At 62.4% G+C, this 18,686-nt stretch carries 17 protein-coding genes; 8 read left to right on the top strand and 9 right to left on the bottom strand.

The window, feature by feature from the left end; translation table 11 throughout:
- Positions 1-18: 18 nt before the first annotated feature.
- Positions 19-1,431: an aminotransferase-like domain-containing protein gene (locus tag RAS12_RS26095; protein ID WP_306942836.1), complete on the top strand. Its 1,413-nt coding sequence runs from the start codon at positions 19-21 to the stop codon at positions 1,429-1,431.
- 136 nt (positions 1,432-1,567) lie between these two features.
- Here RAS12_RS26095 and RAS12_RS26090 read toward each other — a convergent pair whose 3' ends face one another.
- The 4 genes from RAS12_RS26090 to RAS12_RS26075 form a co-directional block, all read right to left on the bottom strand.
- A complete protein-coding gene (locus tag RAS12_RS26090; protein WP_306942834.1) occupies positions 1,568-2,512 on the bottom strand; it encodes a c-type cytochrome in 945 nt (314 codons plus the stop codon).
- Entirely contained in the window at positions 2,505-3,854 is a 1,350-nt protein-coding gene (locus tag RAS12_RS26085) for a c-type cytochrome (RefSeq protein WP_371321316.1), read from the bottom strand. The genes RAS12_RS26090 and RAS12_RS26085 overlap by 8 nt, the downstream gene beginning before the upstream one ends.
- A gap of 219 nt (positions 3,855-4,073) precedes the next feature.
- Positions 4,074-4,772, bottom strand: a complete 699-nt coding sequence (locus RAS12_RS26080) for a glutathione S-transferase N-terminal domain-containing protein (RefSeq protein WP_306942830.1) — start codon at positions 4,770-4,772, stop codon at positions 4,074-4,076.
- Positions 4,773-4,880: 108 nt separating this feature from the next.
- Positions 4,881-5,324 carry a hypothetical protein gene (locus RAS12_RS26075; protein ID WP_306942827.1) on the bottom strand — a complete coding sequence of 148 codons (444 nt, stop codon included), beginning with the start codon at positions 5,322-5,324 and terminating at the stop codon, positions 4,881-4,883.
- Positions 5,325-5,470: 146 nt separating this feature from the next.
- Between RAS12_RS26075 and RAS12_RS26070 the strand changes: the two genes are divergently transcribed.
- Both RAS12_RS26070 and RAS12_RS26065 read left to right on the top strand, forming a co-directional pair.
- The gene (locus RAS12_RS26070) at positions 5,471-6,301 is read left to right on the top strand and encodes an alpha/beta hydrolase (protein WP_306942826.1); all 831 of its coding nucleotides are present in this window, start codon (positions 5,471-5,473) and stop codon (positions 6,299-6,301) included.
- Between the two features lie 87 nt (positions 6,302-6,388).
- Complete coding sequence (locus RAS12_RS26065; protein ID WP_306942825.1) at positions 6,389-7,807, top strand: tetratricopeptide repeat protein; 1,419 nt, start codon at positions 6,389-6,391, stop codon at positions 7,805-7,807.
- Between the two features lie 77 nt (positions 7,808-7,884).
- Here the strand turns inward: RAS12_RS26065 and RAS12_RS26060 are convergent, their stop codons facing one another.
- A complete protein-coding gene (locus tag RAS12_RS26060) occupies positions 7,885-8,595 on the bottom strand; it encodes a hypothetical protein (protein WP_306942823.1) in 711 nt (236 codons plus the stop codon).
- Between the two features lie 205 nt (positions 8,596-8,800).
- On the opposite strand from RAS12_RS26060, the gene RAS12_RS26055 reads away from it, so the two are divergent.
- From RAS12_RS26055 to RAS12_RS26045, 3 genes are all read left to right on the top strand, one after another.
- Positions 8,801-10,792, top strand: a complete 1,992-nt coding sequence (locus RAS12_RS26055) for a hypothetical protein (protein WP_306942821.1) — start codon at positions 8,801-8,803, stop codon at positions 10,790-10,792.
- Positions 10,793-10,811: 19 nt separating this feature from the next.
- Positions 10,812-11,786, top strand: a complete 975-nt coding sequence (locus RAS12_RS26050; RefSeq protein WP_306942820.1) for a hypothetical protein — start codon at positions 10,812-10,814, stop codon at positions 11,784-11,786.
- 160 nt (positions 11,787-11,946) lie between these two features.
- Positions 11,947-12,111 carry a hypothetical protein gene (locus RAS12_RS26045; protein WP_306942819.1) on the top strand — a complete coding sequence of 55 codons (165 nt, stop codon included), beginning with the start codon at positions 11,947-11,949 and terminating at the stop codon, positions 12,109-12,111.
- A 23-nt stretch (positions 12,112-12,134) separates the two neighbouring features.
- Here RAS12_RS26045 and RAS12_RS26040 read toward each other — a convergent pair whose 3' ends face one another.
- Both RAS12_RS26040 and RAS12_RS26035 read right to left on the bottom strand, forming a co-directional pair.
- Positions 12,135-13,337: a serine hydrolase domain-containing protein gene (locus RAS12_RS26040; protein ID WP_306942817.1), complete on the bottom strand. Its 1,203-nt coding sequence runs from the start codon at positions 13,335-13,337 to the stop codon at positions 12,135-12,137.
- A gap of 62 nt (positions 13,338-13,399) precedes the next feature.
- On the bottom strand, positions 13,400-14,431 hold the full coding sequence (locus RAS12_RS26035) for a Bug family tripartite tricarboxylate transporter substrate binding protein (RefSeq protein ID WP_306942815.1): 1,032 nt from the start codon (positions 14,429-14,431) through the stop codon (positions 13,400-13,402).
- Between the two features lie 129 nt (positions 14,432-14,560).
- Here RAS12_RS26035 and RAS12_RS26030 point away from each other — a divergent pair, with 129 nt between their 5' ends.
- Positions 14,561-15,472: a LysR family transcriptional regulator gene (locus tag RAS12_RS26030; RefSeq protein ID WP_306942814.1), complete on the top strand. Its 912-nt coding sequence runs from the start codon at positions 14,561-14,563 to the stop codon at positions 15,470-15,472.
- Positions 15,473-15,520: 48 nt separating this feature from the next.
- Here the strand turns inward: RAS12_RS26030 and RAS12_RS26025 are convergent, their stop codons facing one another.
- Positions 15,521-16,270 (bottom strand): 5'-methylthioadenosine/adenosylhomocysteine nucleosidase, encoded by a 750-nt coding sequence (locus tag RAS12_RS26025; RefSeq protein ID WP_306951621.1) that lies wholly within the window; start codon positions 16,268-16,270, stop codon positions 15,521-15,523.
- Positions 16,271-16,618: 348 nt separating this feature from the next.
- On the opposite strand from RAS12_RS26025, the gene RAS12_RS26020 reads away from it, so the two are divergent.
- The gene (locus RAS12_RS26020; RefSeq protein ID WP_306942812.1) at positions 16,619-17,659 is read left to right on the top strand and encodes a T6SS phospholipase effector Tle1-like catalytic domain-containing protein; all 1,041 of its coding nucleotides are present in this window, start codon (positions 16,619-16,621) and stop codon (positions 17,657-17,659) included.
- 12 nt (positions 17,660-17,671) lie between these two features.
- Here RAS12_RS26020 and RAS12_RS26015 read toward each other — a convergent pair whose 3' ends face one another.
- Positions 17,672-18,580: an IclR family transcriptional regulator gene (locus RAS12_RS26015; protein WP_306942810.1), complete on the bottom strand. Its 909-nt coding sequence runs from the start codon at positions 18,578-18,580 to the stop codon at positions 17,672-17,674.
- Positions 18,581-18,686: the final 106 nt, after the last annotated feature.

Genomic DNA, 18,686 nt, shown 5'->3' with positions numbered 1-18,686 from the left:
ATCCTTATCGGACCTGCCATGAAACGATATGAACGGCTGACAGAAGAAATCACGGCGTCGATCCTGTCGGGCCTGCTGCAAGTGGGCGACCGCCTGCCCTCCGTACGGCAAACCAGCGCAAGCCGGGGCGTCAGCCCATCTACGGTGTTCAAAGCCTATTACCTGCTTGAGGCGCGCGGACTGATCCGCGCGCGCGACCGCTCCGGCTACTACGTGTTGCGCGCGCCACATGCCGCGCTGCCAGAGCTGGACGGGCTGTCCAGCGCCAGCGCTGGCCGCCATCCGGTGGACGTCAGCGACAACGTGCTGCAAGTGCTCAACGCCACGCTGCGCCGCGACATGGTGCCGTTTGGGTCCGCCTTTCCCAGCCCATCGCTATTGCCTTACGGCCGGCTGGCCAAATTCATGGCGTCCACCGTGCAGCGGCTGGACCCTTGGGGTTCTATCGATGACTTGAGTCCGGGAGACGCCGCATTGCGCCGTGCTATCGCCCTGCGTTATCTGGCCGATGGCCTGTCCGTGCCGGTGGAAGACATCATCATTACCAATGGCGCACTGGATGCGCTGAACCTGAGCCTGGCCGCCGTGACGAATCCGGGCGATGCGGTGATTGTGGAGTCCCCTACGTTTTACGCTGCGCTGCAATCGCTGGAACGCAATCAGCTGCACGCCATTGAAGTTGCGACGCATCCGCGCGAAGGGATTGATCTGCAAGCGCTGGAAGAGGCCATTCTGCGCCACCGCCCGCGCGCCTGCTGGCTGATGACCACCTTCCAGAACCCATTGGGCAGTTTGATGCCCGACGCAAAAAAGGAAGCGCTGGTCAAACTGCTGACCAAACACGACGTGCCGCTGATTGAAGACGATGTCTACGGCGAACTGTATTTTGGCGAGACCCGGCCACGCCCCGCCAAAGCGTTCGACACAGAGGGCATCGTGATGCATTGCTCGTCGTTTTCGAAAACGCTGGCGCCCGGATATCGCGTGGGCTGGGTGGCAGGCGGACGCTATACGCGCAAGATCATGCGCAACAAGCTCACGACCAGCCTGGCCACTGCCGCGCCCACACAAGCGGCCATTGCCGCGTACCTGGAAAAAGGCGGCTTTGACCGGCACCTGCGCCAGTTCCGGCAGGCGCTGGCGTTGCAGCAAGGCGAAATGCTGCAAGCCGTGGCGCGGTACTTTCCAAAAGGCACACGCGCCACGCGGCCGGCGGGAGGCTACTTTGTCTGGGTGGAGCTACCCGCCCATATCGACACGCTGAAAGTGCACCGCGCCGCATTGGGACACGGCATCAGCATCGCGCCCGGCCCTTTATTCTCGTCCTCTGGCGCCTTCGGGAATTTCCTGCGGCTCAATGCCGGGCATCCATGGGGGCCGGAGTTGGATCAAGGAATGGCAACGCTGGGCAAGCTGATGGCAGGCGGATAAGGCCGCGCCCGCTGTCCGCATGCTGCGGGACCCACTGAGCGCTGATGTGACCATCCCGATGGACATGGCCGCCCGGCTTGCGCGATGGAAACGCCGGCCTCGGGCGGACTCGCCCGAGGCACGGAATGCGCCCGCCTCAGTACCGCGCGTCTTTCGGCTTCTTCCCATTCGGGAAGTCTTTTTCCTTGCCGGCAAAATCCGGGCGCGGCATATGCGTGAAGTACTCCGCGACGTCCACCGCATCCTGGTCAGACAGCACGCCGCCCTCGCCCCAGCTGCCATGCGTGTTCACGCCCATGGGCATGCTGTTGCGAATGAACGCTGCCGCCTTGTAGGTACGCGCCAGCCCCGCCCCGATATTGAAGGACTCATCACCCCACAACGGCGGAAACACGATATCGCCAGCACGGTCTTTCTTGCCTTCGCCGTTGGCGCCGTGGCAGGACGCGCATTGCGCGGCGTACAGATTTTTGCCGCGCACGGGGTCGCCCACCAGCTTGGTATCAATAGGCCAGGCATTCTCGATTTGCACCTTGGCCCCATGCGGCACGTCTTGAGCCAGCCACTTCATGTAGGCGATCATCGCCTTCATTTCATCGGAGTCCTTGGCCAAGGGCTTGCCGTTCATCGACCGCATGAAACAGCCGTTGATACGGTCTTCCAGCGACACGACGCGATTGGCGCGCGGATTGAATTGCGGGAATGAGTTGACCGTGTTGATGTACGGCGCGCCCATGGGCTTCTTGCCTTCCTGCACATGACAGCTGTTGCAGTTCATGCTGGCGCCCGTGTTCTGCGGCAACAAACGGCGGGTCTCGTTCAATAGACGCTTGCCATAGTTGATCTGGTCCGCGTTGGGTTCCCGGGCGATCTGCGTGTCCGACGGAATGGTGTAGTCAGGCAGGCGCTTGCCGTCTTTGTCCACCACGGCAAAGGTCTTTTGCATACCGGATTGCGCGGGTTGTGCAGCCGCCGGGGCGTTCGTTTGGCTCGCGCTGTCGGGAGCCGCCGACGCAACCATCCAGCCGCCCGCCGCCAATGCTGCCGCCAGCGCGGCGGCGATTCTGATGTGCTTATTCATGGTTGCCTCCGGCGACGATGTTGGGCTTCTTGCTGGCCAGAAAATCGCGGATCTGAGCGACATCGTTGTCGCCGATTACCGGCGCTTGATTCGTCCACGCCGTGCGGATGAAGTTGATGACATCGGTAACGTCCCGATTGCTCAGATGTTTGAAACCCGGCATCGCGAACGCCATCGCATCGGTATCGTTGGCGGGCATCTTGCCGCCTTCCAGTGTGATCTGAATGATGGACTGCGGATTCTGCGCGTACACCGCCGAGTTACCCGCCAGCGCCGGAAAAATGCGCGGCATGCCCTGGCCATCTGCCCGATGGCACACGACGCACTGCTCCATGTAGATCACCGCGCCGCGCGAGTCGTAGCGGCCGTCGCGCAAGGCGGCAGTGGTGCTGTCCGTCTTGGGCGGAAAGGCTGCGAGTTTGCCATTCACAGCGGGCAGCCGCTTCAGATAGGCCGCGATGCTGGCGATATCGCCGTCCGTGAAATAGCGAGTGCTGTGCTCGACCACATCAGCCATCGCGCCAAACGCCGCGACCTTATCGGTGCGGCCCGTCTTCAAGAACATGCCGATATCTTCAGCGCTCCAGGATTGCAGCCCTTGGGCCTCGCCACGCAGGCTCTTGGCGCGCCAGCCGTCGATGACGGCGCCGGACAGGAATGCGTCGCCGTCGGCCATGGACAGCGCCTGTTCCTGATAGGCCAGGCCGCGCGGTGTGTGGCAAGCGCCGCAATGCCCTGGGCCTTCGACCAGATACGCGCCGCGCACCAGTTTTTCGTCTGCACCAGCGGGAGCGGCGAACTGACGTTTGCCCGCAAACAATTGCTGCCACCAGGCCATCGGCCAGCGCATGTTCAACGGCCACGGAATCGTCGATGCCGCGCTGGCTTGGCTGACCGGTTCAACCTGCGACATGAAATAGGCATACAACGCCTGAACGTCAGCGTCCGGCATGATCGCGTACGACGGATAAGGCATGGCCGGGTACAAAGGCGTCCCGTCCTTGCGGATGCCGTACTGCACGGCATTTTTAAAATCGGCGTAGCTGTAGTTGCCAATGCCCGCCTGTTTGTCCGGCGTGATATTTGACGAATAGATGGTGCCCACCGGCGTTTGCATCGCCAGCCCGCCCGCGAAGGGCTTGCCATTGGGCACGCTGTGACAGGCGACACAGTCGCCAGTGCGAGCGATATAGGCGCCGGCTTCGACCAACCGCCTGTCATGGATATCGACGGATGCCGCCGTATCGGCCTTGCGATTCGCGGTCAACAACTGCGCGCCGCCGATCGCAACTCCGGCTGCCGCCAACAGGCCGACAGCCACCTTGATCCCGAACTTCCTCATACTCATTGCCCTCCGTGGCCGCTGGTTGGCGTGCACGTCGGGGATGTTCGTACAACCTGTCCAGCTTATGGAGGAAGCTTACGCCTTTCAGTAATAAGCATATGACTGAAAAGCATATATTCAGAGAGCTAATTTGATTTGGCGCAAGCCGCTTGCAAAGTGCAAATCCAATGGACTGCGGCCGCCTGCCGGGCGGCCGCAGCAGCCTGTATGCGAGCGTCAGGCGGGGATCGTCAGACCCTTCACCACGGCGGGCCGGGCAACAAATGCCTCAAGCACGCGAGCCACATTTTTGAATTGAGAAAACTCGACCAGGTCGCCCGCGCCATAAAAACCGACCAGATTGCGCACCCACGGCAGAATGGCGATGTCTGCAATGGTGTATTCATCGCCCATCACCCAGTCGCGGCCTTCCAGGCGCTGATCCAGGACACCCAACAGGCGCTTGGATTCGGCCACGTAGCGATCACGCGGGCGCTTGTCTTCGATGTCCTTGCCGGCAAACTTGTGGAAGAAACCCAACTGCCCGAACATCGGCCCGATCCCGCCCATCTGGAACATGACCCATTGCAGCGTCTCGTAGCGTCCCGCGGTATCTGCCGGGATGAACTGGCCCGTCTTGCTTGCCAGATAGATCAGGATGGCGCCGGACTCAAACAGAGGCAACGGCTTGCCGTCGGGACCGTTGGGGTCCAGGATGGCCGGAATCTTGTTATTGGGGCTGAGTGACAGGAATTCGGGCGAAAGCTGGTCCTGCGTGTCAAAGCTGACCCGATGCGGCTCGTAAGGCAGGCCCAGCTCTTCCAGCAGGATCGACACCTTGACGCCATTGGGCGTGGGCAGCGAGTACAGCTGGATACGGTCGGGATGCTGGGCAGGCCACTTCTTGGTGATGGCAAACGAGTCTAGGGAGGTCATGCGGGGATTCTCCAGGGGAGGCGGGATTTGTGGCGACAATCCTAGCGCAAATATCGTGAATTTCCCGAGAAAACCTGGATGCTCGCGGGGCTGACCGGGGCCTGAAGACTATGGTTTTTTGCGGGATGCGAAGTGCCAAAGCCCCATACGCAACACCAGCACCGCAAACGCGATGGGCAGCACCATGTGCATCTGCGCCAGGAACAACTCTCGTGTGGCCTCACCGCGCGCCCACGTGTTGCCAAACACCAGCGGTGCAGGCGGCGCCGTGTATAGCGCCAACAGGGCCGCGGCCAAGGTCGCCACGGCACGCAAGGGCGCTGACCCGCGCACCCTGGGCACGCGTTCGGCCAGCACAAGCACAAGCAAACCCGCCACGCCCGCCAGCACGGCATCCGCATAGAAATCGCGCGGTTCGTACATATAAGGCGCGTCGGGAATGGCCCATCCGTACTCCCCTGTGGTCAGCACCGAGGTCAGGCAGGCGCCAAACACTGCCGCCGCCAAGGCCAACAACAGGAAGTCACAAACACGCAATAGCAGTTTCGGCATTCGGCAGAGACGGATAAGCCGCATTGGCGCGGCGGGCGGGGTGGAATCGGTAGATCGATAAGGCGGCGAGAATAGCACTGCCGGCCATCGCATAGCGGCAGCTGGCAGGCTACATTAATCCGCATTCCGTTTTGCTTCGGACGCTTATGCGCACGCTTGCCCTGCTACTTGCTCTGTTCCTGTCTGCCTTCCTGCCCGGGCCAGTGCCCGCCGCCCCGCCGATGGAGCATTCATATGGGCCGGATGCCGCGCAAGCTGCCGATGTCTATCTACCGGAACGCGCAGCCACCCTGCCGCCCGCCCCCATCCTGGTTGTCGTCCATGGCGGTTCCTGGAAGAACGGCGACAAGGCCGCAGCCGAAGTCGTCGACAACAAGTTGCGCCACTGGCTGCCACGCGGATTTGCCGTTGTGTCAGTCAACACCCGGTTGATGCCGCAAGCCCGCCCCGAAGAACAAGCGGAAGACCTGGGCCGCGCCCTGGCATGGATCGGCCGCGAGGCCGCGAGCTGGCATGCGGACCCCTCCCGCATCGTCGTAATGGGGCATTCCTCTGGCGGCCATCTGCTGGCATTGCTGGCTGCCGACGGACGCATGCAGCAGCGCACCGGAGCCGCCCCCTGGGCGGCCAGCGTCATCCTGGACGGGGCGGGATTCGATTTGCAAAGCGTCATGTCCAAGCCCCATGCGCCGTTCTACGACGAGGCCTTCGGGACTGACCCCGCCGCCTGGGCAGCGGCATCGCCCGCCGCGCAACTGCGCGGAAAAGTCCCGCCCACGCTCTTGGCCTGCTCCACCTTGCGGCCCGACCCGTGCCGCCGGTCGCAGCACTTTGCCGACCTGCTTACGGCGAACGGCAGCCAGGCCGAACTCATAGGCGTGGCCCGCAACCATGCGCAAGTCAACGCGGACGTCGGCGCCGACAACGATGAAACGCGCGCTATCGCTGCATTCATCGATGCGCGTATCGGACGGTAGGCGCAAGCGCCATACGCGCCCCGCCAATGTTTGAGAGAATGCCTGCCTGCCCCATCCGGGCTTTCGCCGAGATCTCAAGCAGTTTCCATGATCCTTACGCAAAACAGGCTCTACCCGCTGCTGCTGGCCACAGCACTCGCTTCCACCGGAATAAGCGCCCCCGCCTTGAGCGCGGAGCCGGTGTACGACCAGAAGCCGGCTACCCACGCTTCCCCCGCGCCTCTCGCGACGCCGCCTGATGGCATGCCCCAATACGGCGTCGGCCTCTATGGCCGCAGCCTGACGCTGACGCTGCATAACAACCGTGATGGCGCGCCAGCGCCCAACACGCCGTACCGCCTGTTCCTGTCGGGCAAGGGCGAAAGCATCCAAGACACCCCCAGCCAGGACGGCATCTTGCACGGCGTCACCGACGACCAAGGCCGCACCGCGTGGGTCTGGACGGACAAGCCGCATGCCGACGAAGACTTCACGTTGCTGCGCCGTATCGGCGACGGCGGGTGGGGCAGCTTTTTCCAGCTGAACTCGAGCCAAGACCGCTCGCCGCTGCCCGCGTGGCCTTACATCATGACCATGAACACCCGCTGGGGCGAGCAATGGGTGGATCTGGGCTATACAACCAACCAGGGCGGCACCGCCTATTTCAGCCACGACATCCCCGCCACCTCGATTTCGCTGTCGGTCGACGCGCCGGTCACAGACAACCGCAAGTGCTTCAATGAACTGGACGCCATCAACCGCAAATTCAGCCAAAGCGACGCAGAAGGCGCCACAGCGCTGATCGGCGCGATGCAATGCGCCGACACGCCGCCACAGCAGCTGGATCTGGCCCACCTGCTGTTCATGAATGGCCGGGCTGAAGAGGCGCGCACGTGGCTGCTGAAATCCCGGCAATGGCGCTTTCCGGAGTCGCTCAAGCGCCCCGAGTCATCGCTGGTAGAGAGCCGTCTGAATCTGGAACGCTTGCTGGGTATGCCGGACCTGGCGCTGGCGGACTCCCTCCTGCTGCAAAACCGGCAGGCCAAACAAGGCCACCGCCGCGACACGGATGACACCGACTGGGCCAACAACACCGCCTACTTCCTGGCCGACTTCCCGGACTATCTGGACGACGCCGAAACCCAAGTGCGCGCGTCCATCAGCAAGGTCGGCCCTCGTCCCTACAACCAAGGCACCCTAGGCTGGATTCTGTTCTTGCAAGGCAAAGCCGAAGAGGGCCTGGGAATGATGCACGAGGCCTATCGCGACCTGCCCCGCGACCAGGAAATGGTGGCCGACTACGGGCTGGCGCTATGGCAGCTTGGCCAGCAGGAAACGGCAACGCGTCTGTGGAATCAAGCGCAGAAGCAATGCGTCTGGGGCCGGCGCATGTATGACGCCATGCGCGAAACCGGCTATCCACATCCCTACTTCCAATCGGTGGAATCCGACGCCGTGAAAGCCTATCGTGCACGCTGCGATCAGCCGTGGACCAAGACAAAAACCCAGCGTACCGTGTGGGGATAAAAAAACCGGCTTTGCGTGCATGGTCTGCACGCAAAGCCGGCTGATCAGCCTGGCGGCGGCACTCTGCCGCCTACGGCTTATTTCTCGTCTTTCATCTTCACGTCGCTGGCAGTGTCGGCCTTCAGGCCGCGCGTATTGATCTTGCCCGGCGGCGGCGCGTCGATCTCGTCCAGGTTGGCGGCATCCGCGGCGGGCGCCGCCACATCATCCAGATTGACCGCGTTGGACGCGGGTGCTGCCGGCTTGGCCGGAGCCGCCTTGGGCGCCTTGGGCTTAGGCTTGGGCGCCACACGCGGCTTGGCGACTTCCAGCGGACGCGTGTACAGATTGCCATCCTGGTACACCAGCATGTAGGGCGTGCCTACAGCGGGTTTCACCGTCTGGCGCGCCGTCCACTGGCCATTGGCCACGTTGAACGACAGCGGGCCTTCGCAACTGCGGTAGCTGTTTTGCCATTTGGAAGATTGCGTCCCCGACACGCGATACACGTGATAGACGTGATTGCAGCCTGCCTCTGGCACATCCAAGGTGATCAGCGTTGCGCCCGGCACTTCGGCGACGTTGGCAACCATCATGGCCGCACCCTTGACCTCAAGTTCCATAACCTTCTTCTGGCCGTAGAGCTTGATGTCATACGAATCGGTGTAATAACGGCGCAGCGCAGCGCGTTCGCCATTGACCGTGAATACCTGCTGCTCTTTGGCAAGCACTTCGCCGAAGTCCAGCCCCATCTTGCCGGAGCCGGTGCTGACGCAACCCGTCAATGCCATCAGCGCCGACAATGACACTATTGCGCCAACTGCGCGGCTGACACCGGACCCACTTGATACCTTCGATGAAACCCATCCGATGCACGCCAACGCCATTCCGTAACCCCTTGATATTACATATTAATTTACCGATCAGTCACAATCCTGACGGTCGTATCATTTATGTCTAAATGATTCGCAATGTTATACTGTAAACCAAAGCGTACAGGGCGAGGCTCGAAGCATGAAGAAGGTTTGCGTAGCGGCAGCAATTGCCGCAAGTGTTGGCAGCCTGCCAGCGCATGCCGAGGCGTATCGCCTGGCATATTCCAAAGCGGAAAACATTGAGATTTTCATTGACCATGCCAACGGCTCTGCCTGGTGCGGTCCCCATCTGGATCTGCGCGCCGTGTACGGCGCCGCGCCCGACGCCGACGCACTGGGCCGTTTGCTGCCAAAAATTGGCGTGCTGTTAAGCAAGCAGTGCCCGCAAGCCGTGGATCTGCGTTGGACCAGCGTCAGCAACACCGGCGCTCGCATCGCGGAAGGCACCAGCACCAAAGCGGCAGGATGGCCGATGCAAACCGCAGCGGCACCGGCGGCAATTGCTGCTGCGCCTGTTGCCGCAGCACCCGTTGCCGTAGCACCCGTTGCCGCAGCACCCGTTGCCGCAGCGCCAGTTGCCGCCGCGCCGGCTGCCGCCGTGCCCCCTGCTTCGGCTGCGGCACCTGCCGAGCTTGCCCCGGTAACCTCCGCCCAACCCGCAGCAGAGCAGGCAGCCGCGCCGGCACAAGTACAAGCCGCTCCCGCGCCCGCAGCAATCGCTACCCCAGCGCCTGTTCCCGTAGCGGAACCGGCCGCGCCGCCCCCTGTTGCAGCCACGCCGCAAGCGCCGACAGCCGAAGCGGCAATTGCTGTCGCGCCCGCACCAGCCGCTGTAGCGCCCGCTCCTGCGCCAGCCGCAGCGGCCGCCGCCCCCGCAGCGCAACCGGTCTTTGCCGTCAACGGCTGGACGCCATCATCCGCCGCAGCCGCCATGGCCGGCACCCAGCAGCTCAAGGTCATGCAAGACCAGAACGGCTGCAAGGTGATTTCGACCTTCCGCCTGGGCGAAGGCGCGCAATACATCACGCTAAAGACCGACGGCCTGTCTTGCGGTCCCGACGGTTATGCGACCGGCAAGGGCAGACTGCGCCTGGAACGCACAGACGGCGCGCGCATCGCACAAAGCAATGACGTCTGGCTGGCATCCGGCATTCCGTTCACCAGCCCCGTCGCCGCCGCCAATCTGGCCTACGTCAGTGAAGCTAACGGCACGCTGTGGTTCCACATGGCCAGCGACCCGGCCAGCCGCTCGCACTACCTGATGCGCGCCGAGCGCATGTCCTACGGCTCTGGCCTGGACGTCTGGCGCTACAACCGCCTCGATGTCGTCACGGAAAACGCGGATGCGTTCCGCAATGCCGCCGACATCAAGGTGGCCGTGGACGCTACCCTGCGTGTGCTGGAACGCACCGCCATGCCGGATGCGGGCAACGCGCGCATGGTGTTTTCGGACAACTTTGAGCTAGGCGCTATTGGCGACAAGCTGGAGCACATGCTCTACGCCATCAATGCCGACAGAACGACTGACTGGCGCACCGGCAAACCCAAGGGCGAATGGCGCTACAACCTGCAATACGCGCAGAACTACGTGTTCAAGCGCGACGAAATGCTGGCCCGCCAAAAGCGCGAAGCGCAGATGCGTTTGGCCAACAAGGAACGCGACAACCTGCGCCAGTATCAAAACCTGGTCGAACAAGCCAAGAGCGATCCCGCCGGCATCCTGGGCCGCATGCAGCACGACGTGCGTTACGACCCGCTGACCGGCGGCAGTTACGGCGGCCTGATGGCCGGCCGCAAGTCTGCTGTGCGTATGGTGGTTCACGTGGATGACCACAAAGACGACGACGCCGTTGCCGACTGGCCCTACGAACTGCGCCTGCCTGGCCAGAAGGCCATGAAGGAAGGCTGGTATCTGGTGCCCGGGGACATCACGCTGGACCCGAAGCGCCAAGACGGCAAGGGCCTGCCCCTGACCCTGCTGACGCTCGGCCAAGCCGCGCCTTATGCCTGCCAAAAGGCCGGCTGCGCCGATCTGAACGATCCCCTGGTGGGCGCCCGCATGATGATGGGCCTGTCCGACTGGACGCCTGAAAAGGCCCAGGCAGTGATCGACCAAGCGAACCAACCTTAAACGCCAGACGAGCAACGCAATGATCAATCAAAAGAACGGCCTGATTGCAGGCGGCGTCGTGGCAGTGCTGGCGTGCGCCTGGTGGGGCATGGGCGCCTATGCGTCCGGCAAAGCGGAAGACGAACTGGTGGCGCTGCTGGACAAAACGGGCCAGCGCAACATGGTCCACTGGCAGAGCATTTCGGCATCGCCGTTCGGCTCGGCCAAGCTGAAACAGGTCACGATCGGATCGCAGGCTTCGCCGATCGCGACGATCGAACTGGTCAAGATCAGCGGCCTGCGCAATACCGCCGACCGCCAAAGCGGCGACGTCACGATCGAAGGCGCCGCGCTGCCCAACGGCAACAGTGTGCTGAGCCAGACAGACCTGATCCGCCAGGCGGGAAAGACAGACCTGCCGCCCGCGAACCTGCGCGTGCGCTGGGATTACCAGCGCGATGACGACAACGCCGAACTCCAATTCAACCTGGAACAGCCAGACGCCCTGAACGCCGAACTGTCGCTGGAACTGGAACGCGTCAACGGCGCAGTCGGCATGATCGAAAACGGCGCGGCCATGGGCGCGCTCGGCATGATGGGTTTGATGGGCATGGGCCGCATCGACCGCACGCTGGCGCCGTTGGCCGAAGTGCGCGTCAAAACGGGCAGCCTGTCTTTGAAGGACGATGGCTACGTCAAGCGCAGCATTGAACTCTACAAGCGCTACAACGTCGCAGCTGTGGCAGGCGAAGGCAATCCTGACAAGCAGCGCGCCAAGCAATTCGAGAAGTTTGTCAGCGACGCTAAAAAACAGTGCATTCAAAAGAAGGCGCTGGCCGGCTTCAAGGACAACGAAGACGCATGCAAGGCCGTCGCCAATTTCGCAAGTGGCGACGACCGCTCAATCACGCTGACCTTGAATCCGCGCAATGGCGTGTCGGTAGCCGAAATGCTGTCGGGTTCCAATGACCCCAACCGGGTGCTTGCCTTGTTTTCCCCCACGCTGAAGAACTAAGCAAACGGCGCAATTCAGCCAAAAACGGGCGGCATCTCTTACCAGATGCCGCCCGTTTTTTATATTGTGCACAGCATCGTGCCCGCGTGGCCCGGGCCTATAATCCGGCTATACGCTGCATGCCACGCGCCTGCTGAGGGGCAGCCGCAGGAGACCCCAGATGAGATTTCCCCTGATACACCTGCTTTCTGTCCTTGCCGCCACACTGCTCCTGGCCGGGTGCGCCCCCGGTAACGGCGGCCCGCCCCACCCCGGCGCGGTCAATCCCTATAGCAGCGGCGGCTTCCACGACGCCGGGCCAGACTATCCTGACACGGGCCGCTGAACCCGGTCATTGAACCCGGGCCATCACTCCGCATCCCGGATCGCCGCGATCACGCTGTTCAGCTCGGCGTCGCGATCCGGCTCATTGGCGCTGACATAGCGCGGCTCAGGATAGGCCGCCAACTGCACCACGACCAACCCCTTGTCACGGTCTATGAAGATGCGTTGGCCTGAGTGGCCCATCGCCATCATCGCGCCGTCTTCGCGCAGCCACCAGCTGTAGCCGTAACCCGTCAGCCCAAGCGACTGCCGGCTGGCGGAATGAAAGGCTTCGGGCACGTTGTGGGCCACCGCCCCCGCCTGGTCGATCCACCCTTCGGGCAAGACGCGCGCGCCGTTGATCACGCCGTCATCCAAGACAAACTGCCCCAAACGGCCCAGATCCCGCAACGCCATCCCTGCACGGCTGCCGCCGATCTCCTGCCCATTTTCGGATTCAAGCGTGTAGAACGCGTCAAACTCCATGCCGTAGGGCTGCCAGATCTTGCGCGACAGATAGTCCGCCAACGTGCTGCCGGTGGCTGCGGAAATCAACGCGCCCAGCAGATACGTGTCGCCCGTGTTGTAGTGCCACACGGCGCCCGGCGCATGCAGGCGGCGGCACTGGCGCAATAGCGCCAACACGCCGCCGGGCACCTTGTCGGCCAGCGATTTGCTGTAGCGGTTTACGTCCGACTGCTTGTCCGTGTAGTCCTCGGTCCACTCCATGCCCGAGCACATGGTCATCAAGTGCCGCACGGTCACCTGTTCGTACGCGCAGCCCTGCATGGCGGGCAGATAGCGAGTGACGGGATCGTCGATGCTGTGTATGGCCCCATCCTGCAATGCAGCGCCCACGAGCAGCGCCGTCATGGATTTGATGGTGGACATCGTGGACCAGCGCTCATGCGGCTGAAACCCCAAGCCGTACCGCTCCAACACCACCCGGCCATCGCGTATGGCCAGCAGACCCGCGACGTTGTTGCGGTCCATGAATTCGGGCAGCTCACGCGACACGCCTTCAGATTGATACTGCACACGGACCTCTGAGCCCCGCGGCAGTTCACGCACGGCGGCGCCACGCGCCACGGTGCGCGTGGCAAACAGCTGGTCGACGATGCGGTAACCGTAGGACTGCAAACACGGCGGCCACAGCAGGAAGTCTTCACTGCGCGGCAAATGCAGCGTGGGCTGCGCCACGGATTGGGCGCTGCGCGTATCGTTGATAGCAACGGAAAGATCAGTCATGGACTAGGCTCAATACAAAACGCGCAGCCTGCATCGGCCGCGCGGACAGGAATGAAAAGGCGTCAGTCGTTTTGAATGCCCAGGCGCTTGATGATCGGCCCCCAGGTGGCCGCCTCGCGCTTCATGGATTGCGCCACGGCCTGCCCGCCAAACGTGGTCGGCGGCACCATGTAGATCTGCGCCATCTGCGCACGCGCATCGGGGTCAGCCCAGAATTTCTGGGTGGCGTCCGTCAGGCTGGCCAGCACGCTGGCTGGCGTGCCTTTGGGCGCCATCAGGCCGTACCACGCGTCGCTGGGAAAATCCTTGGCGCCCACTTCGTAAATGGTCGGCACATCGGGAATTTCGGCCACACGCTTGCTGCCGAACACCACCAGCGGCACTGCCTTGCCCGTCTTGATCTGCGGTATCGCGCCCGACAAGGCATCTGCCGTCAGATCGATCTGCCCGCCCACCAGATCCATCATGGCGGGCGCGGCCCCTTTGTAGGGCACATGGGACATCTGAATGCCAAAATGTTCGGCCAGGAACGCCACGTTCAAATGCGTGGAATTGCCGATACCGGCGGAGCCGTAGTTCAACACCCCAGGCTTGGACTTGGCCACCTTGACCAGATCTTCCACCGACTTGATGCCGGTGGCCGGATTGGTCACCAGCACTTGCGACGTATCGGCAATCATCGTCACCGGATCAAAGTCGCGCTCCGGGTTGTAGGCCAGCGACTTGTACGAGAAAGGGTTCAAAGACATGTTCGACGTGCTGCCGAACAATAGTGAATAGCCGTCGGCCGGCTGCTTGGCCACAAAGCTTGCGGCAATACTGCCATTGGCGCCCGGCTTGTTTTCCACGATGACGGTACCGCCGATGGCTTTGGACACATAGCTCGCCCACGCGCGAGCCAGCGCATCGGCCGCACCGCCCGCTGACACCGGCACCACCACAGAGATCGGCTTGGCAGGATAAGGCGTCTGCGCGGCTGCGGGAGACGCCAGAGCGCCCGCCACGCCGAGTCCGGCCAGAAGGCGCAGCAACGTCCGCGGATGGCAAACGGAAACAAGCGTGGCGGCAATGCGGAAAGACGGGGTCGGGACCATATCGGCTCACTGAAGGGCGGGTGTCGGAAAGCTGCAAACGAGCACCGATCTTAGGATCGGCACTAATTGCCGTCCAATGCATAATCGGCTTACTTTCCATAATTAAAATGAATACTTCGAGCGCGACGCATGAACCTTCAGCAGCTGGACCATTTTCTGGCCCTGGTGGAAACCCAGTCATTCAGCCGTGCCGCCGACAAGCTGCACCTGACCCAACCCGCGCTCAGCCGCAGTATTTCCGCGCTGGAAGAAGAGTTGGGCGGCGCGCTGATGGATCGCGGCAAGAACAAGAAGCTGACTGCCCTGGGCGAACTGGCGCTGGTTCGCGCCCGGCGCGTCCGCGTGGAATTAGCTGAACTGCGGCGCAGCGCCCGCATCCTGGCGGATGTCGAAGGCGGCACGATCCGCCTGGGGCTGGGCCCTGCCCCCACCGCCATGCTGTCCGTGCAGCTGCTGCAAACCATGATGCAGCGCTATCCAGCCATCAAGGTGCAGTTAAGCGGCGGCACCGCAGACATGCAGTTGCAAGAGCTGCGCGAAGGCGCAGTCGACGCGTTGATTCTGCACCGCAGCCAGGTACCGCCGGACGACGACCTGAACCTGGAACTGTTCCCGCCCACACCGCTGGGATTCGTGTGCCGGGCCGGACACCCGCTGGAACATCTGCACGAACTGAGCTTTGCCGAATTGCGCAAGTATCCGCTGGCCGCCAGCGGCCGCGCGATGAGCAACCAGGTTATCCACACGCTGAACGAATACTTCGGCAACCGTACGCATTTCTACGACGCCATCCAGTATCAATCGAACGACGTGAACGCGCTGGTTGAACTTGTGCGCAGCACCGACGCCGTGTTCTTTGGCGTGCTGCAAGTGGCGCGCGCGCTACTGGAAAAAGGGGAGCTTTCGCGCCTGCACCTGTCGCCACCGTTGGAATTGAGTTCGGAGTTTTTGTTCGTGACACTGGAGGGTAAGACGATGCCGGCAGCGCTGGAAAAAATCCGCGACTGGTGTGCCGGGCAAATGGGCGGCGAACCCGGTTGACCCGCCCACACTCGTCGCGCCGGATAGTGCGATTCGCCCGCCGCGCAATCAAGGCGTGTCTGACAGCGCGCCTGACTTCAACAACGGCGCCAGAATGCCGGCCGTGTAAACCCGCGCCACGTTTTGCAAAAATGCCGTGAAGTCCGCCTTTGCTGCATGATCAGCACGGTCCGAGATAACGCGCATCACCGCAAACGGAACGCCGAACTCGTAGCAAATCTGCGCCATCGCGGCGCCTTCCATTTCGACGCACAACGCATCAGGCAAACTTGCGCGCAGCGTCTGGGCGTAGTCGTTGTGGTTCACGAACACATCGCCCGTTGCGATCAGGCCGTGATGCGCCTTCGCTGCCTTCGAAGCAGAGCCGGCGGGCGATTGCCGCAAGAACTGCTCGGCGCTGGCCTGCAACATCGCGCTTAACGCCACATCCGCGTCGAACCGCACACGCCCCAGCAACGGGATCTCGTGCAGGCCGAACAGCGGGCGTGCATCCATGTCGTGCTGCATCAGCTCGCTTGCCACCACCACATCCCCCACCTCTACGCCCGGCTGCAAACCGCCGGCCAGCCCGGTGAAGATCATGCGCGACACCTGAAACTCCTGAATGACAATGGACGCCGTCGCGGCGGCGGCCACCTTGCCGATGCGGCTTAGCGCAATGACGCAAGGCGTGCCCCACAACGTGCCCACATGAAAGTCGCGCATCGCGATGCGATGAACCACCGCGCCGGGTTCCATAGCGGCAAGCAGATCCGCAATTTCTTCGTGCAGCGCGCCCAGGATGGCAAGACGTCCCATGGTGTCCTTCTTCTTGATATGACAGAGGCGGCGGATTGCCGCGCTGGGCGCAACATACCCCAAAAAGCGTGCGCCCAGCCTGATTTCCATGGATACCATCCGACAAGTTCAGGATTGCTACTGTTGATGTATCCGGGCAGCGGCGGCACAGGCATCTCGCCTGCACTCTACGGCACGCGCAGGCAAGATGACGACCGATTAGCTAGTCAAAAAGATGGTGTACGTCTTGTCAGCAGGGAAACCACGCAGGCGAAAATCGCCCGGCTGCGTGATAGCGTGCGACTCGCAGTCGCGTGATCCCAGTGAGCAGCAGAGCCAAGGAAAGACTCAATCTGTGGAGAGACGATCATGGTGAAGAATCTTGCCGTATTCTTCGACGGAACGTGGAACGAGCCCAACGACCGCACCAACGCGTACGAGCTATACAAAGCCGCGCCAGAAACCAGCACGCAGGAAACGCTCTACATCGAAGGCGTCGGCACACAAGGCCAAGGCCTATGGGCCGCCATCGACAAATTCATGGGCGGAGCCTTTGGCGCAGGGCTGTCGGCCAACATCCGCATGGGCTACCGCTGGTTATGCCAACGCCATGAATCCGGCGACCGCATCTTTCTGCTGGGATTCAGCCGCGGCGCCTATTCCGCACGCAGCCTAGCTGGCATGGTCCGCAAATGCGGATTGCTAAAAGACCCCACCGACAGCAACGTCGCAGAAGCCTACGCGCTGTACCGCGACGATTGCAAACCCGCATCGATAGAAGCCCAAACCTTCCGCGCCAAGTTCTCGCGCGAAACGGATCTGCATTTCGTGGGCGTCTGGGACACCGTAGGCAGCTTGGGGATTCCCGTCGGCGGCATCTCGTTCCCCGGCTTTTCCAAGTTCTATAACTTCCACGATACCGAACTGAGCAATCACGTACACAACGCCTATCACGCCATCGCCACCAACGAATACCGAGAACCCTACTTCCCAACCCTATGGACACGCCTGGGCAATTCAGAACCGCGCCCGCCGGACAGGCCAGTGGAACAGCGCTGGTTCATCGGCGCGCACTCAGACATCGGCGGCGGATATCGCGACGGAAGCCTGCAAACGCTGCCCGCTGCCTGGTTGCAAGAGAAGGCGCGGCAGGTGGGACTGGAAGCGGGAACGGAACAGCGGATTTCCACCGACTACGAGCAATGCGAGCCGCATGACTCGTACAAGGAATTCACGGAGAAGGTGCTGATCCACGTGAAGAAAAGGCCGCGGCTATGGGATGGGTCGACGGTGTTGAATCTGACCGTGGATGACCGGCTGATGAAGCGGTTTACGGTGAATGCGGAATTCTTGAAGGAATATCCGGATTTCAAGGATGCGTTGGGGAAGCTGCCGGTGGCGCGGCCTTGACGGCACCGCAACTCAATCCGCCACATACCCCAGCGCCGCGCTTACCGCCTGCGCTTCTTTCTTCACCGCTGCCACCACTCTTCCTCCTGGCGACACATCAAACCCGCCCGTCGCGCCTAAAGCCGTCAGCACGGCGCACGGCCGGCCGGTGTGGTCGTACAACGGCGCAGAGACCGCGCTGATGCCGCGCAGGTTGGTGTCCTTAACCGTCGCGCAACCCGCCTTGCGCACGTCGCGGCGCAGCGCGCCGATGGGGTCGGTTTCGTCCAGCAAGGCCCGCATGTCCGGCGTTGCCGCGGCCAGTTCCGCCAGCGCCATCTCTTGGACCGGGGCTTCGTCCAGCGCACCTAGAAACGCACGTCCGGTGGCGGACCAGAGCATCGACAGTACGGAGCCCACGCGCACGTTCACGGTAATCGGCAGGCCCGGCTCTTCAAACCGGACGATGGTTGGTCCTTTGTTGCCCATGACCGCGATAAAGCAGGTGACCGCCAGGCTTTCGCGCAGGCGGATCAATGCGGGTTCGCTGATACGCAACGGATCTGCCTGACGCATGGCGGCGACGCCTACGAACAGGGCTTCAAGACCCAGGTGGTACTGCTGCGTCGCCACTTCCTGATCGACCAGGCCTTCCGCAATCAGGCTCATCAGATAGCGATGCACCTTGGCCGGGCTTTCGTCTACGTGCGCGGCCAGCGCAGTCAGGCTGGCGCGTCCGCCTAAACGGGCCAAACCCTTTAACACCGTCATGCCCGTTTCCGCAGATTGCACGCGCTGGCGGCGTTCAAGCGGGCGAGAGCTCGAATCCGCAGAAGATTTCGCACGGGCAGAAGGTTTGGCCGCGGCGGACTTTGCGGGGGCAGCTGCGGATGCAGCCTTGGTTTTGGCCGTGCCGGACTTCACTGCGGGAGCTTTGCTCATAGGGGAATTGCACTTCCTGATGGACGCCAATGCTGACCGGCGGTGACCGCAGCCAGGGACAGATCTAGGTTAACCCGGCTTGAATTATTACGCATTGCGTATATGA

The sequence above is a fragment of the Achromobacter seleniivolatilans genome (genome assembly GCF_030864005.1).
Lineage (GTDB): Bacteria > Pseudomonadota > Gammaproteobacteria > Burkholderiales > Burkholderiaceae_B > Achromobacter > Achromobacter seleniivolatilans.
Note: the sequence above shows the minus strand (reverse complement) of the source record. Positions and strands in the feature narration are given on the sequence as shown.

Bases quoted from the DNA above. Each gene is read 5' to 3' on its own strand.
- RAS12_RS26095 (WP_306942836.1), top strand. From the start codon at position 19: ATGAAACGATATGAACGGCTGACAGAAGAAATCACGGCGTCGATCCTG.
- RAS12_RS26090 (WP_306942834.1), bottom strand. From the start codon at position 2,512: ATGAATAAGCACATCAGAATCGCCGCCGCGCTGGCGGCAGCATTGGCG.
- RAS12_RS26085 (WP_371321316.1), bottom strand. From the start codon at position 3,854: ATGAGGAAGTTCGGGATCAAGGTGGCTGTCGGCCTGTTGGCGGCAGCC.
- RAS12_RS26080 (WP_306942830.1), bottom strand. From the start codon at position 4,772: ATGACCTCCCTAGACTCGTTTGCCATCACCAAGAAGTGGCCTGCCCAG.
- RAS12_RS26075 (WP_306942827.1), bottom strand. From the start codon at position 5,324: ATGCCGAAACTGCTATTGCGTGTTTGTGACTTCCTGTTGTTGGCCTTG.
- RAS12_RS26070 (WP_306942826.1), top strand. From the start codon at position 5,471: ATGCGCACGCTTGCCCTGCTACTTGCTCTGTTCCTGTCTGCCTTCCTG.
- RAS12_RS26065 (WP_306942825.1), top strand. From the start codon at position 6,389: ATGATCCTTACGCAAAACAGGCTCTACCCGCTGCTGCTGGCCACAGCA.
- RAS12_RS26055 (WP_306942821.1), top strand. From the start codon at position 8,801: ATGAAGAAGGTTTGCGTAGCGGCAGCAATTGCCGCAAGTGTTGGCAGC.
- RAS12_RS26050 (WP_306942820.1), top strand. From the start codon at position 10,812: ATGATCAATCAAAAGAACGGCCTGATTGCAGGCGGCGTCGTGGCAGTG.
- RAS12_RS26045 (WP_306942819.1), top strand. From the start codon at position 11,947: ATGAGATTTCCCCTGATACACCTGCTTTCTGTCCTTGCCGCCACACTG.
- RAS12_RS26040 (WP_306942817.1), bottom strand. From the start codon at position 13,337: ATGACTGATCTTTCCGTTGCTATCAACGATACGCGCAGCGCCCAATCC.
- RAS12_RS26035 (WP_306942815.1), bottom strand. From the start codon at position 14,431: ATGGTCCCGACCCCGTCTTTCCGCATTGCCGCCACGCTTGTTTCCGTT.
- RAS12_RS26030 (WP_306942814.1), top strand. From the start codon at position 14,561: ATGAACCTTCAGCAGCTGGACCATTTTCTGGCCCTGGTGGAAACCCAG.
- RAS12_RS26025 (WP_306951621.1), bottom strand. From the start codon at position 16,270: ATGGGACGTCTTGCCATCCTGGGCGCGCTGCACGAAGAAATTGCGGAT.
- RAS12_RS26020 (WP_306942812.1), top strand. From the start codon at position 16,619: ATGGTGAAGAATCTTGCCGTATTCTTCGACGGAACGTGGAACGAGCCC.
- RAS12_RS26015 (WP_306942810.1), bottom strand. From the start codon at position 18,580: ATGAGCAAAGCTCCCGCAGTGAAGTCCGGCACGGCCAAAACCAAGGCT.